Below are 20,627 nucleotides of genomic sequence, written 5' to 3'. Positions count from 1 at the left end.
CAATATTTATTAATAATCCAATTGTTGAACTGAGAGAATATGCATAAATCGGCAATTTTTTTATGTCGATGGGATGAGCCTGATTCGTTTGTAAAATCAGGCAAATTTTTGCAAAGGCGGATGGTCAGAATTTAAAGCAAACCACAGCGACGTTTACTGCGTTCTTCCGCTTCCTGATAAAGCTGGAACTCATCCAAAACCGGGCAGCCCAACGCCTGCTCAAATGCTTCGCGACTGGCATTACCGTGACTGCGTGCCTGCGTTTCATTACCCAGATTTGACTGGAAGATCCCCGCCGCGCTAACAGGCAAGAAATCTTCATAGGTAATGGGTTGCGCCACTACCCAACCACGTTCAATTAAGGGCTGTGGATCGTCTCCGGAATGAATCGCCTGACGATGCGCCTCACCTGAAGGCGTCAGACGGTACCGGAACCATGCCAACCCTTGCTGACGCATTAAAAACTCACTGTCAGGAAAAGTGCGGAAGGTTTCCTGTAAATGCATTTGGTGAGTGAGATTATCCTGCCCGGTTCCAGCGTTACGCAGAAGATCATCATACAGTTGTCGCCCTTTCGGCGTTAATGCCACACCACGCTGCTCTATTTCACCAAAGCGCGCGGTATGCGTACCCTGTTTCTGCCCTGCAAACAACACCGTCTCTTCCAGTGCTTTAAAGCTGGTCTGGCGTAGTAAAATCGGTACCTCGCGGCGCGGCGGCCCTTCGATCAGAATTTTGGGTTCAATCCCGCATTCAGGCATCATCGACTGCACCCGGTCAATATCCAGCGTACGTGGCGTCAGGTGGTTGATATGGCATCCAGGAAAACAGACCACATCAGCAATCAACCGATGTTCGTTGTGCAAGGCGCGATAGGTTTCTTCATCTACCGTTGCTGACTGGTGCCAACGAAACGTTTCCAGGGCTTCCTGCACAAACTCCTGTGCCTGTGTTTCGTTAAAACCGCCCCGCTGCTCATATTCCTCTAACAGTTGTCGACAACGTGGGGTGAAGATATCGCGCTGACGCAGAATCTCCTCCGCTTTCTGGCGCAAAATTTCGTTCTCGATAAGCTCAAGGCGGAGTAATGAAGTAAAAACGCGGAAGGGATTACGCGCCAGAGAAGCATCATCAATGGGCCGAAATGCTGTGGAATGTACCGGCACTCCCGCCTGCGAGAGATCGTAATAGCTCACCGGGTACATCCCCATAATGGCAAACATCCGCCGAAGAGTAGCAAGCTCTTGTGCAGTCCCAACGCGAATTGCCCCATGACGTTCAACATTCAGTCGCGCCAGCTCGTCTGCATTTACCATTTTTTCGTGCAGTTGAGGATTGTTTTCCAGCACAGCCAGATTCACATCAGCTACCAGTTCCAGCAGCGTGCCGTACTGCGGAACTTCTTGCTGGTACATGGCTGACATTGCCTGCGAAAACTGTTCCCGAATCTCATCCGCCGTGATGCTGTTCGCCATAGTGTCTGCCTCCAGTGGTCAGTAATCTGGAGTGTAGGTAACCGCATTCACTCCGGCGGGAAGAATTTACAAACTGTGATCTCGCCGCGAAAACATCAATATTATCCATTTTGCTGTAACATAATTGCTTTAATTGTTAATAATATTTTGCAATCAAGTTATCATAATCAAACAACTTCACTTGTCAGCGACACCGCTTCGTTTTTAACATCGCTTATGGAAAAAAATAGTCTGTTTAGTCAGCGCATCCGTTTGCGCCACCTTCATACATTCGTAGCTGTCGCACAACAAGGAACTTTGGGGCGCGCGGCTGAAACCCTTAATTTGAGTCAACCTGCGCTCTCTAAAACACTGAATGAACTGGAGCAACTGACGGGCGCTCGCTTGTTTGAGCGTGGTCGTCAGGGGGCGCAACTTACCTTACCCGGCGAACAATTTTTAACGCATGCAGTCAGAGTTCTTGACGCCATCAACACTGCCGGACAGTCGCTTCATCGTAAAGAAGGTCTTAATAATGATGTCGTCAGGGTTGGTGCACTACCTACTGCGGCACTGGGGATATTACCTTCGGTTATAGGTCAGTTTCATCAGCAACAAAAAGAGACGACCTTGCAAGTTGCGACAATGAGTAACCCTATGATTCTTGCGGGTTTAAAAACCGGGGAAATCGATATCGGCATTGGTCGGATGTCAGATCCTGAACTGATGACCGGACTTAATTACGAACTGCTGTTTCTTGAATCGCTGAAGCTGGTCGTCCGCCCTAATCACCCGCTACTTCAGGAGAACGTAACGCTAAGCCGGGTGCTGGAATGGCCGGTCGTTGTATCACCAGAAGGCACTGCGCCACGCCAGCATTCAGATGCATTAGTGCAGAGCCAGGGCTGTAAAATTCCTTCGGGTTGTATCGAAACGCTGTCTGCTTCGCTATCTCGTCAACTTACGGTTGAATACGACTACGTGTGGTTTGTCCCTTCTGGCGCTGTAAAAGACGACCTGCGTCATGCCACGCTGGTGGCCCTGCCTGTTCCAGGGCATGGTGCAGGCGAACCGATTGGAATACTGACCCGCGTAGATGCGACGTTCTCTTCTGGTTGCCAGTTGATGATTAACGCTATTCGAAAATCAATGCCGTTCTGAAAGGTGAAGGGATCTGTCGATCCCTCCTTGAACATTTTCACACTGTAGCGAAACTAACTGGTTCACCCGCTCCGCGAGGTTCTGCCGACACAGAATGTTTGTTCAGACGGAATACGTCCACCGCCTCAGTTAATCGTGCAGCCTGTTCTTCAAGGGACACCGCCGCCGCTGAGGCCTCTTCTACCAGAGAAGCATTCTGTTGCGTCACCTTATCCATTTCAGAAATCGCCTGGCTAACCTGAGTTATGCCTCTACTTTGTTCATCCGAGGCGGCGGCGATTTCCTGCATGATATGTGTGACACTCGCGACGGCATCAACAATAGTGCTCATGGTTTTCCCTGCCATTGCCACCTCATCCGACCCCAGGTCAATTAACCTGACAGATTCACTGATCAAGCCTTCAATCTCTTTCGCCGCCTGGGCGCTGCGGCTTGCGAGTGTCCGTACTTCGCTGGCGACAACGGCAAATCCACGTCCTTGCTCACCCGCTCGCGCGGCTTCAACGGCAGCATTCAGTGCCAGAATATTCGTCTGGAAAGCAATACTGTTGATGACGGAAGTGATCTCGGAAATTTTCTTCGAACTCGTGGAGATAGCGCCCATCGTTTTTACTACACCGGAAACCGTCTGCCCGCCATCGCTGGCTTTAATAGAAGCCTCCTGCGCCAGTTTGCTGGCATGATGCGCGTTATCCGCATTCTGTTTCACCGTCGCAGTGAGTTGCTCCATGCTGGCGGCAGTTTGTTCAATTGCCGCCGCTTGTTCTTCAGTGCGAGATGAAAGGTCCGCATTGCCAGCGGAAATTTCGCTGGTGCCACGATAAATCTCTTCCGCGCCCTGTCGAACGGTCCCTACTGTCATCCCCAGTGAATGCTGCATTTGCTGTAAATGACGACTTAAGCGACCGATTTCATTACGACCCGCCGGTTCATCATTCATCGTCAGATCGCCACTGGCGATTTTTTCAATTCGTTGTGCGGCATGTTGCAGTGGACGAATGACGATCCGACGTAGCACTATAAATGTTATCAGCGTCATGACCAGGGCAAGCACAAACGCGCCAATCATGAACATCCCACCCAGGCGGGTGCGCTGATGGGCCAGTTCCGCCAGTTGGTTGGCTCTGGTGCTACGTATCTTAATGGCTTTGCTCAAAATATCGGTATAAGCATTATCCAGCGGTCGGATCTGCTCACTTTCATGATTGATAATCGCTTCAAACATGCCATTTTTGGCATATTTCAACATCGGTTGCATACCCGTGATATAAGCCTGGAAGCGTTGATTTAATTCAGTGTCAAGGGCTTCATCAGCAGGTGTTTTCACCGACCGATTCTGATAAGCACGATAACCTTGCTGCGACTGTTTAATCTCCGATTCGGCTTGCGCAATATTTCGCTTCATTGCTTCCATTTCAGCAATACGACTCGCAGCACCAGCCTGAATCATATTGATCCGGGCTGAACGCAAAAAATCTGAACTGTTCGCTAACCCGGTCCGAATCTCAATCTCCGCAGTAACATCACGCTGATCGCGATCGGCCTGCCAGAGGAAATAGCCAGCCAGAGCTGAACTTAATGCGAATAGAACTAAGATACCGCCAAGAATGCAGGCAAATAACGGAACCAGCCTGATGTGATGCAAAAAACCTAATCGCTGTGAGGGAGTTGTATTCATTACCGTTGTCTCTCGTCCAGGTTTACTCCTGATAGAAAGTCATCGGCACTTGACGATAATTACTTATGACCAAAAACCTCTTTGCGTCACATTTTTACAACAATTATTGCAGAGAAAATTAATGCTATTGGAATGAAGAGAGTAACGAATGGCTAAACTGGCTAACCCGAATGACGAAAAATTCTGGAAAACAGCACGCAATTTCGTCAGGTGATTATTTTCGTCCCTAAGGAAACCACATAGGATGCTCACGGGTGCCTGAGACTTTCTGTTTTCAGGCTAACCGGGAATCAGAAAGACGAAGGCCCCGACCGATATTTCTATCAACCGAGGCCAACGAATGAACCAAGCAATTCAGATGTTAGCCTCTTACCCGCCATCCGGCAAGGAGAAAGGCTATGAAGCGCAACCCTCTGGTGGTGTGTCTGCTCATTATCTGCATTACGATTCTGACATTCACACTCCTGACCCGACAAACGCTCTACGAACTGCGGTTCCGGGACGGTGATAAGGAGGTTGCTGCGCTCATGGCCTGCACGTCCAGGTAAGGGCAAGCGCGGGGATTTTCCCCGCGCATCTGACTAGCAGATTCATTTTCTCATGGCACCCCTTTTACACTTCAGTTAGTGCATGTTTTTTTCGATGCACTAATAGAACCATCATTACAGACAAATTTGCCGCCTGCCGTACAGTGTGAGATCCCCCCTTTCGAACCAGAACAGGGTTTGCGCCCGGCATCGGCATAAAAGGAAACAAGCGCTCCTATAACCAAGATGAGTGCCAATTTTTTCATATAACCTCCATGGTTTATCGAATCTTATGTTCGATTTGAACGTTATACGCTGGTTTATTTTGATACCGTTGATGAGATCAAAGATCGGGTGAATTGATTAAAGATAAGCCAGATGGACGTATGGATAAGGATTATGGTTTTATTTGTCATACAAATAAATATAATAGGCGCTTCCGATGTAGACCCGTATTCTTCGCCTGTACCACGGGTCGGTTTTAGTACAGGCGTTTTCTTTAAATATCCTTCAGGAACGTTTACGCGGCATCATGCGTAGAAGTGTGTTGTCCTTCCAGAAATAGTGGTGTGCCAGTGCAGCCGCAGCGTGCAACCCGATGACAAAATATCCCAGATTCGCCAGCATTTCATGCCACGACTTTAAGCTATCAACCCGTTCGAAATTGGCCTCTGATGCATAAGGCATCGTCAAACCAAACGCAAACCACGGGTTGCCTCGGTTATACATCATCACCAAACCAATCACTGGCAGCGCAATAAACAGGAGATAAATCACCAAATGTCCCAAATGCGCCAGTCCCGTCATCATCGGTTTTGGCTTAGGTATAATCGGCGGGGTTGGGTATTTCAGCCTTAACAAAAGACGAACGACCATCAGCACGAGAATTGATATGCCACAGGAAACATGAATCATGTTGATGAGTGGCCGATCGCTACGTGGGAAGAAACCCCGAAACTCCATTGCGCAATACGCTGCAATAACCAGCAAAAAGACCAGCCAGTGAATGCTGATTTGTAACCTTGAGTATTTATTTCCCATAACATTTCCTGCTTTAACATAATTTGCCGTTAACATAACGAGCTTTTCTTAAAATTTCATTAAATATTGTTCACCCGTTTTCAGTACGTTACGTTTCACGGCAAGAATGTAGATTGCCCATCCCGCCATCGTGGTCTAAGCCTGGAAAGGATCAATTTTCATCCGAACGTTCCTGACAGGAGAAGACCATGAGTAAAGTTGGTATTAATGGTTTTGGTCGTATCGGTCGACTGGTGTTGCGTCGATTACTTGAAGTCAAAAGCAACATAGACATTGTTGCTATTAATGATCTCACTTCCCCAAAAATTCTCGCCTACCTGTTGAAACATGATTCAAACTACGGACCGTTCCCCTGGAGCGTTGATTTTACGGAAGATTCACTTATCGTTGATGGAAAAAGTATCGCGGTTTACGCCGAAAAAGAGGCTAAAAATATTCCGTGGAAAGCGAAAGGCGCAGAAATCATTGTCGAATGTACTGGCTTTTATACCTCCGCCGAGAAATCGCAGGCGCATCTTGATGCTGGTGCGAAGAAGGTGTTGATTTCCGCCCCTGCCGGTGAAATGAAAACCATCGTTTATAACGTCAATGACGACACACTGGATGGCAACGACACCATTGTTTCCGTGGCGTCATGCACCACTAATTGTCTTGCACCGATGGCCAAAGCCTTGCACGACAGTTTCGGAATAGAAGTCGGCACGATGACGACCATTCATGCCTATACCGGCACTCAGTCACTGGTGGATGGCCCGCGTGGTAAAGATCTACGCGCTTCACGTGCAGCGGCAGAAAATATCATTCCCCACACTACGGGGGCGGCAAAAGCCATTGGTCTGGTGATCCCAGAACTGAGCGGCAAACTGAAAGGTCATGCACAACGCGTACCCGTGAAAACCGGTTCGGTGACTGAACTGGTGTCTATTCTTGGAAAAAAAGTGACTGCCGAAGAGGTGAACAACGCGCTTAAAAACGCGACAAACAATAACGAGTCATTTGGTTATACCGATGAAGAAATAGTCTCTTCCGATATCATTGGCAGCCATTTCGGTTCGGTGTTTGATGCCACGCAAACCGAAATTACCGCCGTGGGCGATTTACAACTGGTGAAAACGGTCGCCTGGTACGATAACGAATATGGCTTCGTCACGCAGCTTATTCGCACCCTCGAAAAATTCGCTAAACTCTGACGCGCACAGGCGGAGGAAAAAACCTCCGCCTCTTTCACTCATTAAGACTGTAAATAAACCACCTGGGTCTGCAGATATTCATGCAGGCCATGTTTACCATCTGCGCCGCCAATACCGGATTTACGCCATCCGGCGTGGAAGCCTTGCATAGCTTCGAAGTTTTCACGGTTGATGTAAGTTTCACCAAACTTCAGCCCTTTAATGGCTTTCATCGCGACGTTCAGATTTTGGGTATAGATTGATGAGGTCAGGCCGTAATCACTGTCATTCGCCATTGCGATAGCATCTTCCAGCGTGTCAAATGCGACCACCGGCAGAACCGGGCCAAAGGTTTCCTCATGCATAATCGACATTTCCTGGCGAACATCCAGCAGCAATGTCGGCGGATAATAATATCCTTTCCCCTCTACCGCTTTGCCACCCAACGCCACTCTCGCCCCTTCTTCTACTGCGCGCGCCACTTTTTGCTCGACCCTTTCCAGCGCCGCGGCGTTAATCAACGGCCCCATCGCAATGTCGTTGCGTTCTGCGGGGTTACCAAATTGAACCGCCTGCAACGCTTCACCCAGCCGATTGACGAACTGATCATAAATGCCTTTCTGTACATAAACACGTTCTGCACAGTTACACACTTGCCCACTATTAATGACGCGTGAATCAACGATGGCTTTGACTGCCAGTTCAAGATCGGCATCGTCCATTACGATAGCTGGTGCTTTACCCCCCAATTCCAGGCACACTTTGGTGATGTTTTTCGCCGCAGTCGCCATGATCTTTTCACCTGCAGAGACGCTGCCTGTCATACTGACCATTGCGACCTTTGGGTTACCCGCCAGTTCTTGCCCAACGGTTTCACCACGCCCCAGAACAAGGTTAAACACGCCGCGCGGAAGGCCTATTTCATCGACGATTTTGGCGAATGCAATCGCATTGTTTGGCGTAAATTCACTGGGTTTAATGACAATGGTATTACCAGTCAAAAGAGCGGGAGCCATTTTGCGGGCAATGAGGAAGAACGGGAAGTTCCACGGCAGAATGCCGGTAGTCACACCAAGCGCACGTTTAAACAGAAGAATATTTTCTCCTGGACGATCGCTTTGAATAATCTCGCCCTCGTAACGCCGTGCCCACTCCGCCATGTAATCGATATAGTCCGCAGTAAAAGCCACTTCGACTTCAGCCAGCTGCTGGATCTTGCCCCCTTCTTCAACAATCAGCGCACTGATTTCACTGGCGCGTTCGCGGATCCCGACGGAGATTTTGCGCAACCAACTGGCGCGTTCAATAGCAGGCAACGCTTCCCATTCTGGTTGTGCACGTTCTGCTGCATCGATTGCCTTACGGGCATCCTCGGCCTGACCATCGGGAATGCGGGAAATGACAGCCTCTGTAGCAGGGTTTACCACATCAATCCATGCGTCTCCACGCCAGGTAACAAACTGTCCATCAATATACATAGGATGTTGAACGGGTACTGACATGAGCGGCTCCTGTGATTTATATGTTTGTTTTTGGTAAATACATTGTTAATTAACATCAATCATCAGAGAGACGGCATCATGAAAGGACAATTCTGTGAAGGGCTTCATAAAAACAAGTGTAAAAGGAATAAGAGGCAGAAATAAAAGGCAGGAGTTATGCCCGTTTGCAAACAAGTGGTTCACAAACGGGCAATTTTTAACGTAACGAGCGACTTTCCATCGCCTCGATGAGCACCGCATCGTGTTTCAGCGTTTGCCATGCATGGATGACTTCTGCCGGAAAATCAACGTGAACGATAAAATCTCGCCCGCGGGGACCGTAGCCATCGCTATCATCGCGTAAACGCGGCAGCTCGCCAGTGAGTAGTGAGAGATAACGCTCAACCGGCCATAATCCTTGCAACGGATTAACAAAGATTACACTGTCTGCGTTGTTTCCTAGCTGAGGAACGAATCCGGGATAACTTAACCAGCGAGGTGCATCTGGATTGTCCCCGGTCATACGGCGGAACGTCGCCATCGTGCGCCGCTGCATGGTGGGGTCCTGAACAACGATAGCCGTATGAACTCGTTCTACGGCCTGATTCAATAGCGCGATGCTAAAGCGTGCGTTTTCACCGCAGTTTGTTGACTGGTCTTCAATCCAGATTTTTTCATGCGGAATATGCCAGAACTGATGAGCGATATCCGCCAGGATGGTCGCTTCTGCTCTGCCAGTGGTGCGAATAGTGTTGTAGTGCGGATGCTGTGCGATGGCGCTATACAAAAAAGTTGTCGAGTGACCGATACCACCACTGATCAGTAAAGGAATTTGCTGATCGCGAGCAATCTTACATGCCGCGTCGATAGTCGGCATAACCGCATTGCCTGCAAGGATCACGCAATCGGCCTGATACGGCACCTCACCGGAGAAATCATCCTGCGCCAGCCACTGTCCGATAACATTTATGGCATCTATGGTTGCCGGCGAAAGCGTCGGAAACGGGGTAATGTTCATGGTTCCTCCTTATCGTTCCCTTAAGAATACTGCGTGAGATAATAATGAGAAGCGGAGCACTCTGAAAGGAAGATGATGCTTTTTCTACCTCGCCATCGCGAACCAGACACTGGTTTTAGTCATACTGTATTTGCGGAGAAACTGTTGATAAAACATCAATAACATCATTTGACGTGGCAATGACATAATGCTCGATCACATTATTTTTATAAATTTCACAACTTTGCATAGTAAACCATGCAAAGTAGGCGGAATTCACTACTCTATAGATCCCCGTTTGGTTAATACCGTGAATTCCTGACATTCCTAACAAATCACCTTCGTCAGTAACACGAAATGAATGTATCCAGTCAAATGATAACTTAACTTCTGACTTGATCGCCGGACATATGAGGGTAAGTTCAAGCCTGGCATTTTTATAGCTTAAATCTGATAGTTCGGCATTTTTAAAAGACAATGAAGTCGGAGTGATATTTATAAAACATTCATCCATGTTAATACCCCTTCATATATGAGACTGCTCTCGATAGACGACACATTAACCTTCTGCAAAAACGGTGCGAGTCTGTTTACGTACAATGTATAATCGATGGACATTACTGTGATTTGAAATTACCTTGTCCAGTCATCAACCATTTTTTTCAGGGGGAACATCTGCAATACATTCATTAATGCGAAATATAATTCCCCCTGTGGCACCCATATTCTAATCTTCTCATCCCCTAAAATGAAAAATTGCAATTGACGTTTGAAACCTAATGTTTTATCTTCAGGTAATTCAGCTTGTATTTTTTTATTGATATCATCAAGGTAGATGTGATGACAATACTCATCAAACATACTCATTACTTCCAGACCGTTTACAGATGTCCATCTTTGTTCACTTTCCCAATAAACAAGAACCGGTTTGCGGCAGGTATATCTGCCTAAAAAGCGCTGAATGTGTTCTTCCTGATTCTCGTAAAATATTGCCTCTGCATTCGAGATTTGCCGACGCATTCGCCAGCGGATTTTTTCTTCATAAAAAGACAATTTGTCGCATTTGGTATTACTCAAATTCATTGTCAACAACTCGCATGGTTTTAAATATAAAATTTAAAAAACCGCCAAACAAATGAAGTGAAATTTCATACTTCTTTGCCTTATAAACAATTACCGCATCTTTAATATTACCTGCATTTTGGTTATCTATAAGTTCAGCAATATCCATAACCTGCGATAAATGTTCCACTCCCGTAAACTCGAACCTTTTTCGTTCCCTTCCGGCTGTAAATTCATCAACATAAAGTTCTGCCGTCAATATAAAATTATACTCGGTGTGGTGACATTCCATTCTGGTTTCTACTAAAACACCATCATGCCAGATAATATTGTCTAAATTTTTCATACTATTAATCCAATCCATTACTTTCTGATAAAATTTCCTCTGGAAGTTTTTCATAGAAAGAGATTAAAGCCTGACCGACGCAATCAAGCTCTATTATTCGCTCATAATACGATCTCATTAAAATATCATGCTTACTCATTGCAATACGTCCTGTTTACCATGGGCAGAGTATGAATGTAACTTATGTAAAATAGTACCGCCCTTGCTATTTTTCAGAATTCATAAAGAAAAAACCCGGCGCTAAATGCTTACCGGGTTTTAGATTTATCAGGCAAATAGCAGTGTTAACCGCTAATCTGCTCCATCGCCTGCAAAATACGCTTATCTGAAATCGGATAAGGCGTACCAAGTTGTTGAGCGAAGTAACTAACGCGCAACTCTTCTATCATCCAACGGATCTCTTTCACGTCTTCATCCTCACGACGTGCGGGCGGCAGTTTGTTGATCCATTGCTGCCACGCCTGCTGGACGTTTTCGACTTTCAGCATCTGAGCACGGTCACGATGCGGATCAACCGCCAGTTTTTCCAGTCGTTTTTCAATCGCCTGCAAATAACGCAGCGTGTCGCCCAGCCGTTTAAAACCGTTGCCAGTGACAAAACCGCGATACACCAACCCGCCCATCTGCGCTTTGATGTCAGAAAGCCCCAGCGCCATAGTCATATCCACCCGCCCTTTCAGGCGTTTGTTGATATTGAAGACTGCAGTAAGGATTTGCTCGACCTGCTTCGCAATATCCACCACCGTGTCGTTCAGTTCAGCGCGGACTTTTTCATGCAGCGCAGCAAAGCCTTCTTCCGTCCAGACCGGGCCACCATTGGCGTCGATCAGTTGATCCACACCGCAGGAGATACAGTCGTCGATCAGCTCCAGCACTTTGCCATACGGGTTAAAGTACAGCCCCAGCTTGGCTTTGTTTGGCAACTTCTCATGCAAATATTTGATTGGCGAGGGAATATTCAGCAGCAGTAGACGGCGAAGACCGTTCCACATTGCCTGCTTTTGTTCCAGCGGATTATCAAACAGTTTGATCGCCACGCTGTCGCGTTCATCCACTAGCGCTGGCCACGCCTTCACTTTATAGTTGCCACGCTTCTGTTCGTAGCTTTCCGGCAGCTGACCAAAACTCCAGATATGTAAGCCGCTCTGCTCGATACCGTCATCCGCCACCGCAGACAGCGTTTCCTGCACTTTGTCTTTCAGCGCATCTTTCAGACCTTGTAGAGAGCGCCCTTCTTTTAGCTTCTTGTTTTTGTCATCCACCACGCGGAAGGTGATTTTCAGGTGATCAGGCACCTGATCCCAGTGCCAGTCTTCGCGGTCAACGGTAACGCCGGTCATCCGCCGTAACTCGCGCTCAAGGCTGTCGAGCAACGGTAACTCCAGCGGTGTGACGCGGCCTAAAAACGCTTCGGCGTAGTTTGGTGCAGGCACAAAATTACGGCGTACCGGTTTCGGCAACGATTTAATCAGTGCGATGATCAGTTCACGACGCAGGCCGGGGATTTGCCATTCAAACCCGCTATCTTCTACCTGATTAAGCAGCGGCAGCGGAATATGCACGGTCACACCGTCCGCGTCCGCGCCGGGCTCAAACTGATAGCTCAAACGCAGCTTGAGATTGCCCTGATGCCAGAAGTTCGGGTAATCCAGCTTGCTGATTTTTTCCGCCCCTTCTTTGATCAACATGCTCTTTTCAAAGTTGAGCAAATCAGGCGTTTCGCGGCTGACTTTTTTCCACCAGCTATCGAAGTGACGAGCGGAGATTACATCGTGGCTGATGCGCTGGTCGTAGAACTCAAACAGCGTTTCGTCATCAACCAGAATATCGCGGCGACGTGATTTGTGTTCCAGCTCTTCCACTTCGGCCCGCAGTTTCAGGTTTTCACGGAAGAATGCGTGGCGCGTCTGCCAGTCACCTTCCACCAGCGCGTGGCGAATAAAGAGTTCACGACATAACGCCGGATCGATCTGGCTGTAGTTGACCTTACGCGCAGCAACAATCGGCAAACCATAAACAGTGACTTTTTCCGTTGCCATCACCGCGCCCTGCGCCCGTTCCCAGTGCGGTTCGCTGTAGGTGCGTTTAATCAAATGCTGAGCAACGGGTTCTACCCATTCAGGGTCGATACGCGCAGCAATGCGCCCCCACAGGCGGCTGGTTTCTACCAGTTCCGCCACCATTACCCATTTCGGCGGCTTTTTAAATAAGCCGGAACCGGGGAAAATGGAGAAACGCGCGTTACGTGCGCCGGTATATTCTTGTTTATCGGCATCTTTCATGCCGATATGGGAAAGCAAACCGGTCAGTAAGGCGATGTGAATTTCGCGATACTCCGCCGGTTCGCTGTTAACCGGAATGCCAAGTTCTTTCACCACCTGACGCAACTGGGTGTAGATATCCTGCCATTCGCGCACGCGCAGATAGTTGAGATAATCGGTACGACACAGGCGACGGAAGGCGTTGGAAGAAAGCGCCTTTTGCTGCTCGCCAAGATAATTCCACAGATTTACAAACGCGAGGAAGTCGGATTCTTTGTCGTGGAAGCGACGATGTTTTTCGTCCGATGCCTGCTGTTTGTCCATTGGTCGCTCACGCGGATCCTGAATGGAGAGCGCGGACGTGATAATCATCGCCTCACGCACGCAGCCATGTTTCTGCGCTTCCAGCACCATACGCGCCAGACGAGGATCGACAGGCAATTGCGAAAGCTGGCGACCGAGCGGCGTCAGTTTATAGGCGCTGGCCTGTTCATCCGTGGTGATCGCGCCCAGTTCTTCGAGCAGACGCACGCCATCCTGGATATTGCGTTTATCCGGTGCTTCTACAAACGGGAATGCGGCGATATCGCCCAGCCCCAGCGCAGTCATCTGTAAAATAACCGAGGCCAGGTTGGTACGCAGAATCTCCGGATCGGTAAACTCCGGGCGCGAAAGGAAATCGTCTTCGGAATAGAGACGAATACAGATCCCTTCGGACACACGACCACAGCGGCCTTTACGCTGATTGGCAGACGCCTGCGAAATGGGCTCAATCGGCAAACGCTGCACTTTAGTGCGATAGCTGTAGCGGCTGATACGCGCCGTACCTGGGTCGATAACGTATTTAATCCCCGGTACGGTCAGCGACGTTTCCGCGACGTTGGTCGCCAGCACAATGCGCCGTCCACTGTGCGACTGGAACACGCGGTTCTGTTCGCTGTTCGAAAGCCGCGCATAAAGCGGCAAGATTTCGGTATGGCGTAAGTTCAGCTTGTTCAGCGCATCGGCGGTATCGCGAATTTCCCGCTCACCACTCATAAAGATCAGAATGTCGCCAGGGCTTTCCTGACTCAGTTCGTCTACGGCGTCAAAAATCGCCTGCAACTGATCGCGCTCGGTGTCATCGGCTTCTTCAACAATCGGGCGATAGCGCACTTCCACCGGATAGGTCCGACCGGAGACTTCGATAATCGGCGCATTATTAAAGTGGCGCGAAAAGCGTTCCGGGTCGATAGTCGCGGAAGTGATAATGATTTTTAGGTCAGGACGCCGCGGCAGCAACTCTTTCAAATAGCCGAGCAGAAAATCGATATTCAGGCTACGTTCGTGCGCTTCGTCAATAATGATAGTGTCGTACTGCATCAGCAGGCGGTCTTGCTGGATCTCCGCCAGCAGGATCCCGTCGGTCATCAGCTTGACCATCGTGTTATCACTTACGTGATCGCTGAAACGCACTTTGTAACCGATGCAACCGCCCGGCTCCGTTTTCAGCTCTTCCGCAATACGGTTCGCCACCGTTCGTGCCGCCAGGCGACGCGGTTGGGTATGACCGATCAGCCCTTTAATACCGCGCCCCAGCTCCATACAGATTTTCGGTAGCTGAGTCGTTTTACCGGAACCGGTTTCCCCGGCGACGATCACCACCTGGTGATCACGAATCGCTTCGAGAATGTCCTGCTTTTTCTGACTAACCGGCAAATTGTCCGGATAAGTGATTTCCGGTCGTGCCGCTTCACGCAGCAGGACTTTCCCTGCCGCATGGTCAATCTCTTTCGCCATCTCCTGGAAAATGGCCTGTTGTGCATCAGGATTTTTAACCTTCTTCACGCCGTGCAGACGGCGAGAAAAACGCAGTCTGTCGCGCAGCATCAGCGAATCCAGCCGCTGCTGCAAGGCCGTAAAGGTCAATTTTTGTTGTTCTGTCATAACGTTAGTGGGCAGTAGGCTGCCTGATTAATTTTCTTTTAAATGATAGATATAGAGTACCACATCGCGGCTTTCTATGCGTTGTTCAATAAATTCGAACATAGGCTTCGATTTATTGCGCTATCTCTGTGGCAGAATTGTGAATAAAGTGTCAACAAGCAACGGGGCATCGCCCATTCAAACATCTATAAGGAAACACCATGAGCAAGGTATTAGTTCTTAAATCCAGCATCCTGGCAGGGTACTCTCAGTCTAATCAGTTGTCCGATTATTTTGTTGAACAATGGCGCGAAAAGCACTCCGCTGATGAAATCACCGTGCGTGACCTGGCTGCAAATCCGATTCCGGTACTGGATGGCGAACTGGTTGGTGCACTGCGTCCGAGCGATGCGCCGCTGACTCCGCGTCAGCAGGAAGCTCTGGCGCTTTCCGATGAGCTGATTGCCGAGCTGAAATCCCACGACGTTATCGTTATTGCGGCACCGATGTATAACTTCAACATCTCGACTCAGTTGAAAAACTATTTTGACCTGGTTGCACGTGCAGGCGTTACTTTCCGCTATACCGAGAACGGTCCGGAAGGTCTGGTAACGGGTAAAAAAGCCATCGTTATTACCAGCCGCGGTGGGATCCACAAAGATGGACCAACGGACCTGGTGACGCCGTATCTGTCCACGTTCCTGGGCTTTATCGGCATTACTGATGTGAAATTTGTCTTCGCCGAAGGGATCGCATACGGTCCTGAAATGGCAGCGAAAGCGCAGTCTGACGCGAAAGCAGCTATCGACAGTATTGTTGCTGAATAACCGGACACGATCTTGATGTGGACTGTAGATATTCAGTCCACATCTCAATCCGCTTACCTGTTTTCCCATAATTTCAGCATCGCTTTGTGCTCTTCCTTAAGCACAATCCGCGAGCGTCTGGCTCGAATATAACTAATCGCTTCATCAACGGTTTTACAATGTCCGTAACATAACAGCCATGCCGCCACCACCAGCGCACTGCGCGATAATCCCAACGCGCAATGGACCAGAACGCTGCCTTGCTCTTCGCGTAATGTTTCCAACATCGCCACGGCCTGTCGGAGCTCCCCCTCTTCCGGAACCACCAGATCCAACATCGGTACACAAAAATAGAGTCGATCTTTTGTCGCTCGTCCGCGAGGGAATTCAAAGGTGACGTCCAGAACCGCATTCTGTGCCGGAATATGTTGTGGAAACGCCCCTAAATAAACACCAGCAGTAATTTTGCTCACCGGCTCAAGGCGAAGACAAAACCAACGCATAGACAGCCACATCCCGATGCGCCAGGGCAATGTCAGCCAGTAAACGGCGGGCGGGAGTTTACCCTGACTATCTTTCCCTGTTGTTATAGCGCCAAGCCCACCGTACCCACGGCCAATGATGAATAGCGATAATACTGGCCAACATAACCAGACTGACCACCATAACTGAAGCATTATCATTAGCTCCATCAATACAATGCACGAGCACGCGCCTACGACATAGGGCAGTGCTATTTTGATTCGACGTTGATCAGGTTTCTGATAATTCCAACGACGGTCGACGGGCACCATCCAGTCAATCAACATACCTACCGCCAGCCCTGTGATGACATCAATAAAATGATGCTGCCATGTCGTCAGCGTCGAAATGGCGATGAGTAAAAACCATCCGCCGCAGACTTTACGCCACCTCACAGCCAGATGCTGACGAAAGTGACGCCAAAGTAGCCAGCAGAGAATAATATGCAGCGAAGGAGACTGGTTATAAGGCAGATCAAACAATTCAAGTTGCGAAAATAACCATCCTGTCACCCCACTCACTTCAGGACGGATAAAACTAAACTTCAGCGGATAGAGAAAAAAACCGCAGCAGGCCATTACCGTTGCAAGAATAAGCCGGTGGACCAGACGGCGCTGCTCAAATGTCGAGCTACAAACGAACAGCGAAAATCCATATAAAAGATCCAGACTCCAGTAAGGAAAAATAGTCCAGGGAAGAAAAGGGATCGCCGTTTCCCAACCGAATACCTGACTGGGGATATCATGGTTGTTAAGATCCTGAGTCGCGGTGAACTGATTAAGAAATCCATAGGTGAAGAAGAAAAACGGGGCCAGCAACAATAACCAGCCAGCTCCTTGTAGCAATACGTTCCGGCGTTCAGTTATCACGACGCACCGCCATCGAAACCGTAAAAATGCCCCACTCATCAATCCGTTGTGTGCATTTATCAAATCCGGCATCATGCACGAGCGAATCCATCTCCCCTTGAGAACGCACGCGCATTACCCACGGTTTACCATCTTTATGACTGGTTAACACCCCGGCAATCAGCTCCAGTTGTGGGTGCCACGGCTGCCCGGTGTAGATGAGAATGCCACCCGGTTCGATGGCATTGGCAAGACCTGCGAGTGAGTTTTTTACCTGCTCATTTTCGGGAAAAAGCTCATACAGGCCAGAGACAATCGCCAGCGTAGGCCGCGGAGTTAACGTGCTGAGTTCTGCCGGATTAAACGCATCGCCCTGTTCAAAACGCGCCCGCCCAGACATTCCCCGTTGGGCAATCATCTCTTGCCCTTGTGCAACATTTACCTCACTGTAATCACGTAACAAAATTTCGCTTACGGCAGGCTCGTTTGCCAGCGCATCCAGTACATAGCGCCCATGCCCTGCGGCAATGTCAACCACTCGGACGGCTAAACCTTTGGCGTGGAGATGGGTAACGGCTTGTTTAATCAGCATTTGTAAATGGGTTTTGCGCTGGCGAATACCGCGCCAGCCAACACTGTTCAGGTAGATTTTGTCGATAAAGCGCCCGAATGCGTTACTGCCTTGCGGTTGATTTTGATAGACATAATCCAGCGAACTGCCTGAATCAAAGCCGGTGCTCATTCCGAGATGCAGGCCCGCAGAGTGCGCCCCGAACAGTTTCATCGCCTTTCGCATAAAGCGATACGCCAAATCAACCGGCGATAACGGCACGGGTCCACCAGAAAGGAGCCGCCATCGATCCGCTGATGGTCCTGTGCGGTCTTCATGCTGATAATCAAATTTTTGCGACTTGTTAGCATATAAGCGACTAATAAAGCTTTGCATTTTTTCAAATGCCTGCGCCCTTTTCTCTTCACCCAACGTGTCGTGATAAAAGCCTGGCAGCAGATGCAGCTCTTTCAGAGGACTACGTAAACGCTGATAAAAATCAATCTGCGGTTGGCGATGCACCACATAGTCATCGCCTGATATCAAAAGTTGCGTGGGGAGCGTAATCGCCGCCGCATCTCTAATAATACGTTCAGACGTTTTGTAGAGATCGAGCAAGATATTAACGGCAATCGCCCGTGTGATCAGCGGATCATTATTGAAACTCGCCACCCGTTGCCGATCGTGGGTCAAATAGCGTCCTTTCACATAGGAATTAATAAAAAACAGACCACGCAGACGATGCCATAACGCCAGCGCAGGACGTGCCAGCGGCACATACAATTTAACCTTAAAGGCCGGAGAAGCCAGCACCAGCCCGCGAATTGCAGGCGCATAATCATGAACCCATGTGGCAACCAGCACTGCGCCGACGCTTTGCGCGATCACTACCACCTCTTCCAGTCCGACCTGGCTGTCGCTGGCAGCAAAACGGACAAATTCATCGACATCCTGCACTGAACGCGCAAGAGACGGACTATAACAACGCGGCCCCGAAGTTTGTCCATGCCCTCGGGCATCCCAGGCATAAAAAGCAGTATCTGGCATCGCCAGTTCATCAACGAGATGTTGTAGACGCCCGGAATGTTCATGACCGCGATGAAATAAGACTATGACCTTTTTCGCCCCGGGCTGTAAAGTGGGCCAGTGCCGATAAAACAACGCTGTATTATCACTGGTGGTAAAAAAATGTTCCCCAGGGATGCGTGAATTTTCCATTTTCTCTATTTTCCTTCAGTAACAGCAGTAGCGAATAAAATAAAAAAATACCGGAGCGGTGAAAATTAATGAGTCAATCCTGTCAAGGAGTCCGCCATGTCCTGGTAATAGTTTTCCACTATCTTTAACACCAATATCTCGTTTGATGGCTGACATCACTACATCGCCGCAAAAACCACTAATACCAATTAACAAACCCGCTAATAATGCCTGTAATGTATCTAGCGGTGTCAGCAACGGTCCAATAATCAGTGACGCAATCATGGTGGTGATTACGCCGCCCATCAGACCTTCCAATGTTTTTCCCGGGCTGACTTTAGGGACCACTTTTCTTCTGCCGCAGGATTTTCCCCATAAATACTGTGCAATATCGTTTGACTCGGTTAATGCCAAAAGAAATAACACCAGTAACGCCTCGCCCTGGATATTTATGGTTGGCAACATTAACAACCAGGCGGCATGACTCAAGGTGAAAACGGTCATTATTCAGCCACAAAAAATGGCACTCACGGTATGCAGAAAACCAGAGGGGTCACCCACTAAAGCTCGCCAGGTGGCTAATATCAGAAACCCAGCCAAAGGTATAAATAACAGAAACAGCTCAAAGCAATTAAAACCGATAAGCAAATAGTTAAGAGGAATACCCCAATATAACCAACGCGGAAAATGTTCAGATATAAGCGTACAATATTATTTCAATGCCAGAAAACTTATCAGCGCAAAAAACGTCAACGTCATCCCGCGTGGACCTGAAATCACCATTGAAAAACAAATGACGATGCCCCACCAGGTACGAATACGTAATGTAACCTCACCCCCTTTTCTCTCCGGTAACCGCCATATCAGAAAACGGTTTATCAGCGTTGCTAAAATTAACAACGCGAAAAGTGTTGCCAGAGATTTTTCCAGCATTATCTTTCAGCACTCATAAAAAGCACACTCCGACAACGATTAATCGCAGTCCAGAGAAGCAGAATTGAAGCAATGCTCCATAAAAGATTATTCCATTGCATCCACTGTGGATAAATGGCAACGGCTAGCCCCCACAGACCAAATATTAACGCGCGATCGCTTTTGCCAAATGGACCGGCATAACTGCGAATACCGTTAATCGTCTGCGCGAGTAAACCACAAAACTCGGTCAATATGGTGCAAAATAACATGAGTATCACGAGTGATGCATTACTTTCAGGTAAAAATAAAAACGGTAAATAGAGCGCAATATCGGAAATAACATCGCCAGTCTCATTCAAAATCGCCCCAAGACGTGTTTGCTGATTGCACTCACGCGCCATCATGCCATCCAGCGCATTGAGCGCCATACGGATAAAAAGCACGATAGGCAATAGCAAAAAGAGGATGGGTTGTGCCACCAACATCAACAGCAATCCGCTAAGAAGAGAAAGTGCCAGTGCAGCAAGAGTGATGTGATTCGCTGTAACATGGTGCTTATTAAGCCAAAACATCGTCGGCCTTAACAGCGACTGAAAGAGCGGTTTTATCTGGTAGAGCGTCATTATCAATCCTTGATAATTCGGTTTGCGCTATGGTGCATCAATTCCCCTGACGGAGATATCGTAACACGCCGCTTCATTAAAAAT

The 20,627-nt window shown here is 48.6% G+C and carries 18 protein-coding genes and 2 pseudogenes; 4 read left to right on the top strand and 16 right to left on the bottom strand.

All coding sequences use genetic code 11. The features are described from left to right. Positions 1-131 precede the first annotated feature (131 nt). On the bottom strand, positions 132-1,475 hold the full coding sequence (locus ACJHWK_RS19565; RefSeq protein WP_001523218.1) for a VOC family protein: 1,344 nt from the start codon (positions 1,473-1,475) through the stop codon (positions 132-134). 216 nt (positions 1,476-1,691) lie between these two features. Between ACJHWK_RS19565 and ACJHWK_RS19560 the strand changes: the two genes are divergently transcribed. Further along, positions 1,692-2,615, top strand: a complete 924-nt coding sequence (locus tag ACJHWK_RS19560; RefSeq protein WP_000414564.1) for a LysR substrate-binding domain-containing protein — start codon at positions 1,692-1,694, stop codon at positions 2,613-2,615. Positions 2,616-2,652: 37 nt separating this feature from the next. Here ACJHWK_RS19560 and trg read toward each other — a convergent pair whose 3' ends face one another. After that, entirely contained in the window at positions 2,653-4,293 is a 1,641-nt protein-coding gene (gene trg, locus ACJHWK_RS19555) for a methyl-accepting chemotaxis protein Trg (RefSeq protein WP_001523216.1), read from the bottom strand. 398 nt (positions 4,294-4,691) lie between these two features. Between trg and hokB the strand changes: the two genes are divergently transcribed. Then, the gene (gene hokB / locus ACJHWK_RS19550) at positions 4,692-4,841 is read left to right on the top strand and encodes a type I toxin-antitoxin system toxin HokB (RefSeq protein ID WP_001309484.1); all 150 of its coding nucleotides are present in this window, start codon (positions 4,692-4,694) and stop codon (positions 4,839-4,841) included. Here hokB and yncP read toward each other — a convergent pair. The 3 genes from yncP to cybB form a co-directional block, all read right to left on the bottom strand. Beyond that, positions 4,819-4,887: a hypothetical protein gene (yncP, locus tag ACJHWK_RS19545; protein ID WP_212591405.1), complete on the bottom strand. Its 69-nt coding sequence runs from the start codon at positions 4,885-4,887 to the stop codon at positions 4,819-4,821. The genes hokB and yncP overlap by 23 nt on opposite strands. Before the next feature lie 25 nt (positions 4,888-4,912). Continuing rightward, a complete protein-coding gene (locus ACJHWK_RS19540; protein ID WP_000731851.1) occupies positions 4,913-5,086 on the bottom strand; it encodes a hypothetical protein in 174 nt (57 codons plus the stop codon). A gap of 244 nt (positions 5,087-5,330) precedes the next feature. Continuing rightward, entirely contained in the window at positions 5,331-5,861 is a 531-nt protein-coding gene (gene cybB / locus ACJHWK_RS19535; RefSeq protein WP_001390056.1) for a cytochrome b561, read from the bottom strand. Between the two features lie 188 nt (positions 5,862-6,049). Here cybB and gap point away from each other — a divergent pair, with 188 nt between their 5' ends. Continuing rightward, positions 6,050-7,051 (top strand): type I glyceraldehyde-3-phosphate dehydrogenase, encoded by a 1,002-nt coding sequence (gap, locus tag ACJHWK_RS19530; protein ID WP_000048645.1) that lies wholly within the window; start codon positions 6,050-6,052, stop codon positions 7,049-7,051. 41 nt (positions 7,052-7,092) lie between these two features. Here the strand turns inward: gap and aldA are convergent, their stop codons facing one another. The 7 genes and pseudogenes from aldA to hrpA all read right to left on the bottom strand — a co-directional run bounded on the left by aldA (position 7,093) and on the right by hrpA (position 15,103). Further along, positions 7,093-8,532: an aldehyde dehydrogenase gene (gene aldA / locus ACJHWK_RS19525; RefSeq protein ID WP_000115969.1), complete on the bottom strand. Its 1,440-nt coding sequence runs from the start codon at positions 8,530-8,532 to the stop codon at positions 7,093-7,095. Positions 8,533-8,728: 196 nt separating this feature from the next. Continuing rightward, complete coding sequence (ydcF, locus tag ACJHWK_RS19520; RefSeq protein ID WP_001027943.1) at positions 8,729-9,529, bottom strand: DUF218 domain-containing protein YdcF; 801 nt, start codon at positions 9,527-9,529, stop codon at positions 8,729-8,731. A gap of 115 nt (positions 9,530-9,644) precedes the next feature. Next, the gene (locus ACJHWK_RS19515; protein WP_000343026.1) at positions 9,645-10,022 is read right to left on the bottom strand and encodes a hypothetical protein; all 378 of its coding nucleotides are present in this window, start codon (positions 10,020-10,022) and stop codon (positions 9,645-9,647) included. A gap of 119 nt (positions 10,023-10,141) precedes the next feature. Beyond that, positions 10,142-10,591 (bottom strand): hypothetical protein, encoded by a 450-nt coding sequence (locus tag ACJHWK_RS19510; protein ID WP_001314706.1) that lies wholly within the window; start codon positions 10,589-10,591, stop codon positions 10,142-10,144. Next, positions 10,578-10,916 (bottom strand): hypothetical protein, encoded by a 339-nt coding sequence (locus ACJHWK_RS19505; protein WP_001523214.1) that lies wholly within the window; start codon positions 10,914-10,916, stop codon positions 10,578-10,580. Before ACJHWK_RS19505 ends, ACJHWK_RS19510 begins: the two co-directional genes overlap by 14 nt. Before the next feature lie 34 nt (positions 10,917-10,950). Next, positions 10,951-11,055, bottom strand: a pseudogene (locus ACJHWK_RS19500) (hypothetical protein); the annotation flags it as partial. Between the two features lie 145 nt (positions 11,056-11,200). After that, entirely contained in the window at positions 11,201-15,103 is a 3,903-nt protein-coding gene (gene hrpA / locus ACJHWK_RS19495) for an ATP-dependent RNA helicase HrpA (RefSeq protein WP_021517100.1), read from the bottom strand. Positions 15,104-15,303: 200 nt separating this feature from the next. Between hrpA and azoR the strand changes: the two genes are divergently transcribed. Further along, complete coding sequence (gene azoR / locus ACJHWK_RS19490; RefSeq protein ID WP_000048963.1) at positions 15,304-15,909, top strand: FMN-dependent NADH-azoreductase; 606 nt, start codon at positions 15,304-15,306, stop codon at positions 15,907-15,909. A gap of 53 nt (positions 15,910-15,962) precedes the next feature. Here azoR and ACJHWK_RS19485 read toward each other — a convergent pair whose 3' ends face one another. The 4 genes and pseudogenes from ACJHWK_RS19485 to ACJHWK_RS19470 form a co-directional block, all read right to left on the bottom strand. After that, positions 15,963-17,255, bottom strand: coding sequence for a phosphatase PAP2/dual specificity phosphatase family protein (locus ACJHWK_RS19485; protein ID WP_024166548.1), 1,293 nt, complete (start codon positions 17,253-17,255; stop codon positions 15,963-15,965). 13 nt (positions 17,256-17,268) lie between these two features. Then, positions 17,269-19,026, bottom strand: a complete 1,758-nt coding sequence (locus ACJHWK_RS19480; RefSeq protein ID WP_410234903.1) for a bifunctional alpha/beta hydrolase/class I SAM-dependent methyltransferase — start codon at positions 19,024-19,026, stop codon at positions 17,269-17,271. A gap of 15 nt (positions 19,027-19,041) precedes the next feature. Then, positions 19,042-19,938 (bottom strand): annotated as a pseudogene (locus tag ACJHWK_RS19475) (phosphatidate cytidylyltransferase). Next, positions 19,938-20,543 carry a CDP-alcohol phosphatidyltransferase family protein gene (locus ACJHWK_RS19470; protein WP_000177498.1) on the bottom strand — a complete coding sequence of 202 codons (606 nt, stop codon included), beginning with the start codon at positions 20,541-20,543 and terminating at the stop codon, positions 19,938-19,940. Before ACJHWK_RS19470 ends, ACJHWK_RS19475 begins: the two are co-directional and overlap by 1 nt. Positions 20,544-20,627 lie beyond the last annotated feature (84 nt).

This window comes from Escherichia sp. WS547 (assembly GCF_046486065.1).
GTDB classification, from domain to species: Bacteria; Pseudomonadota; Gammaproteobacteria; order Enterobacterales; family Enterobacteriaceae; genus Escherichia; species Escherichia coli.
The sequence above is the reverse complement of the archived record's forward strand: the minus strand, read 5'-3'. Positions and strand labels throughout refer to the sequence as shown.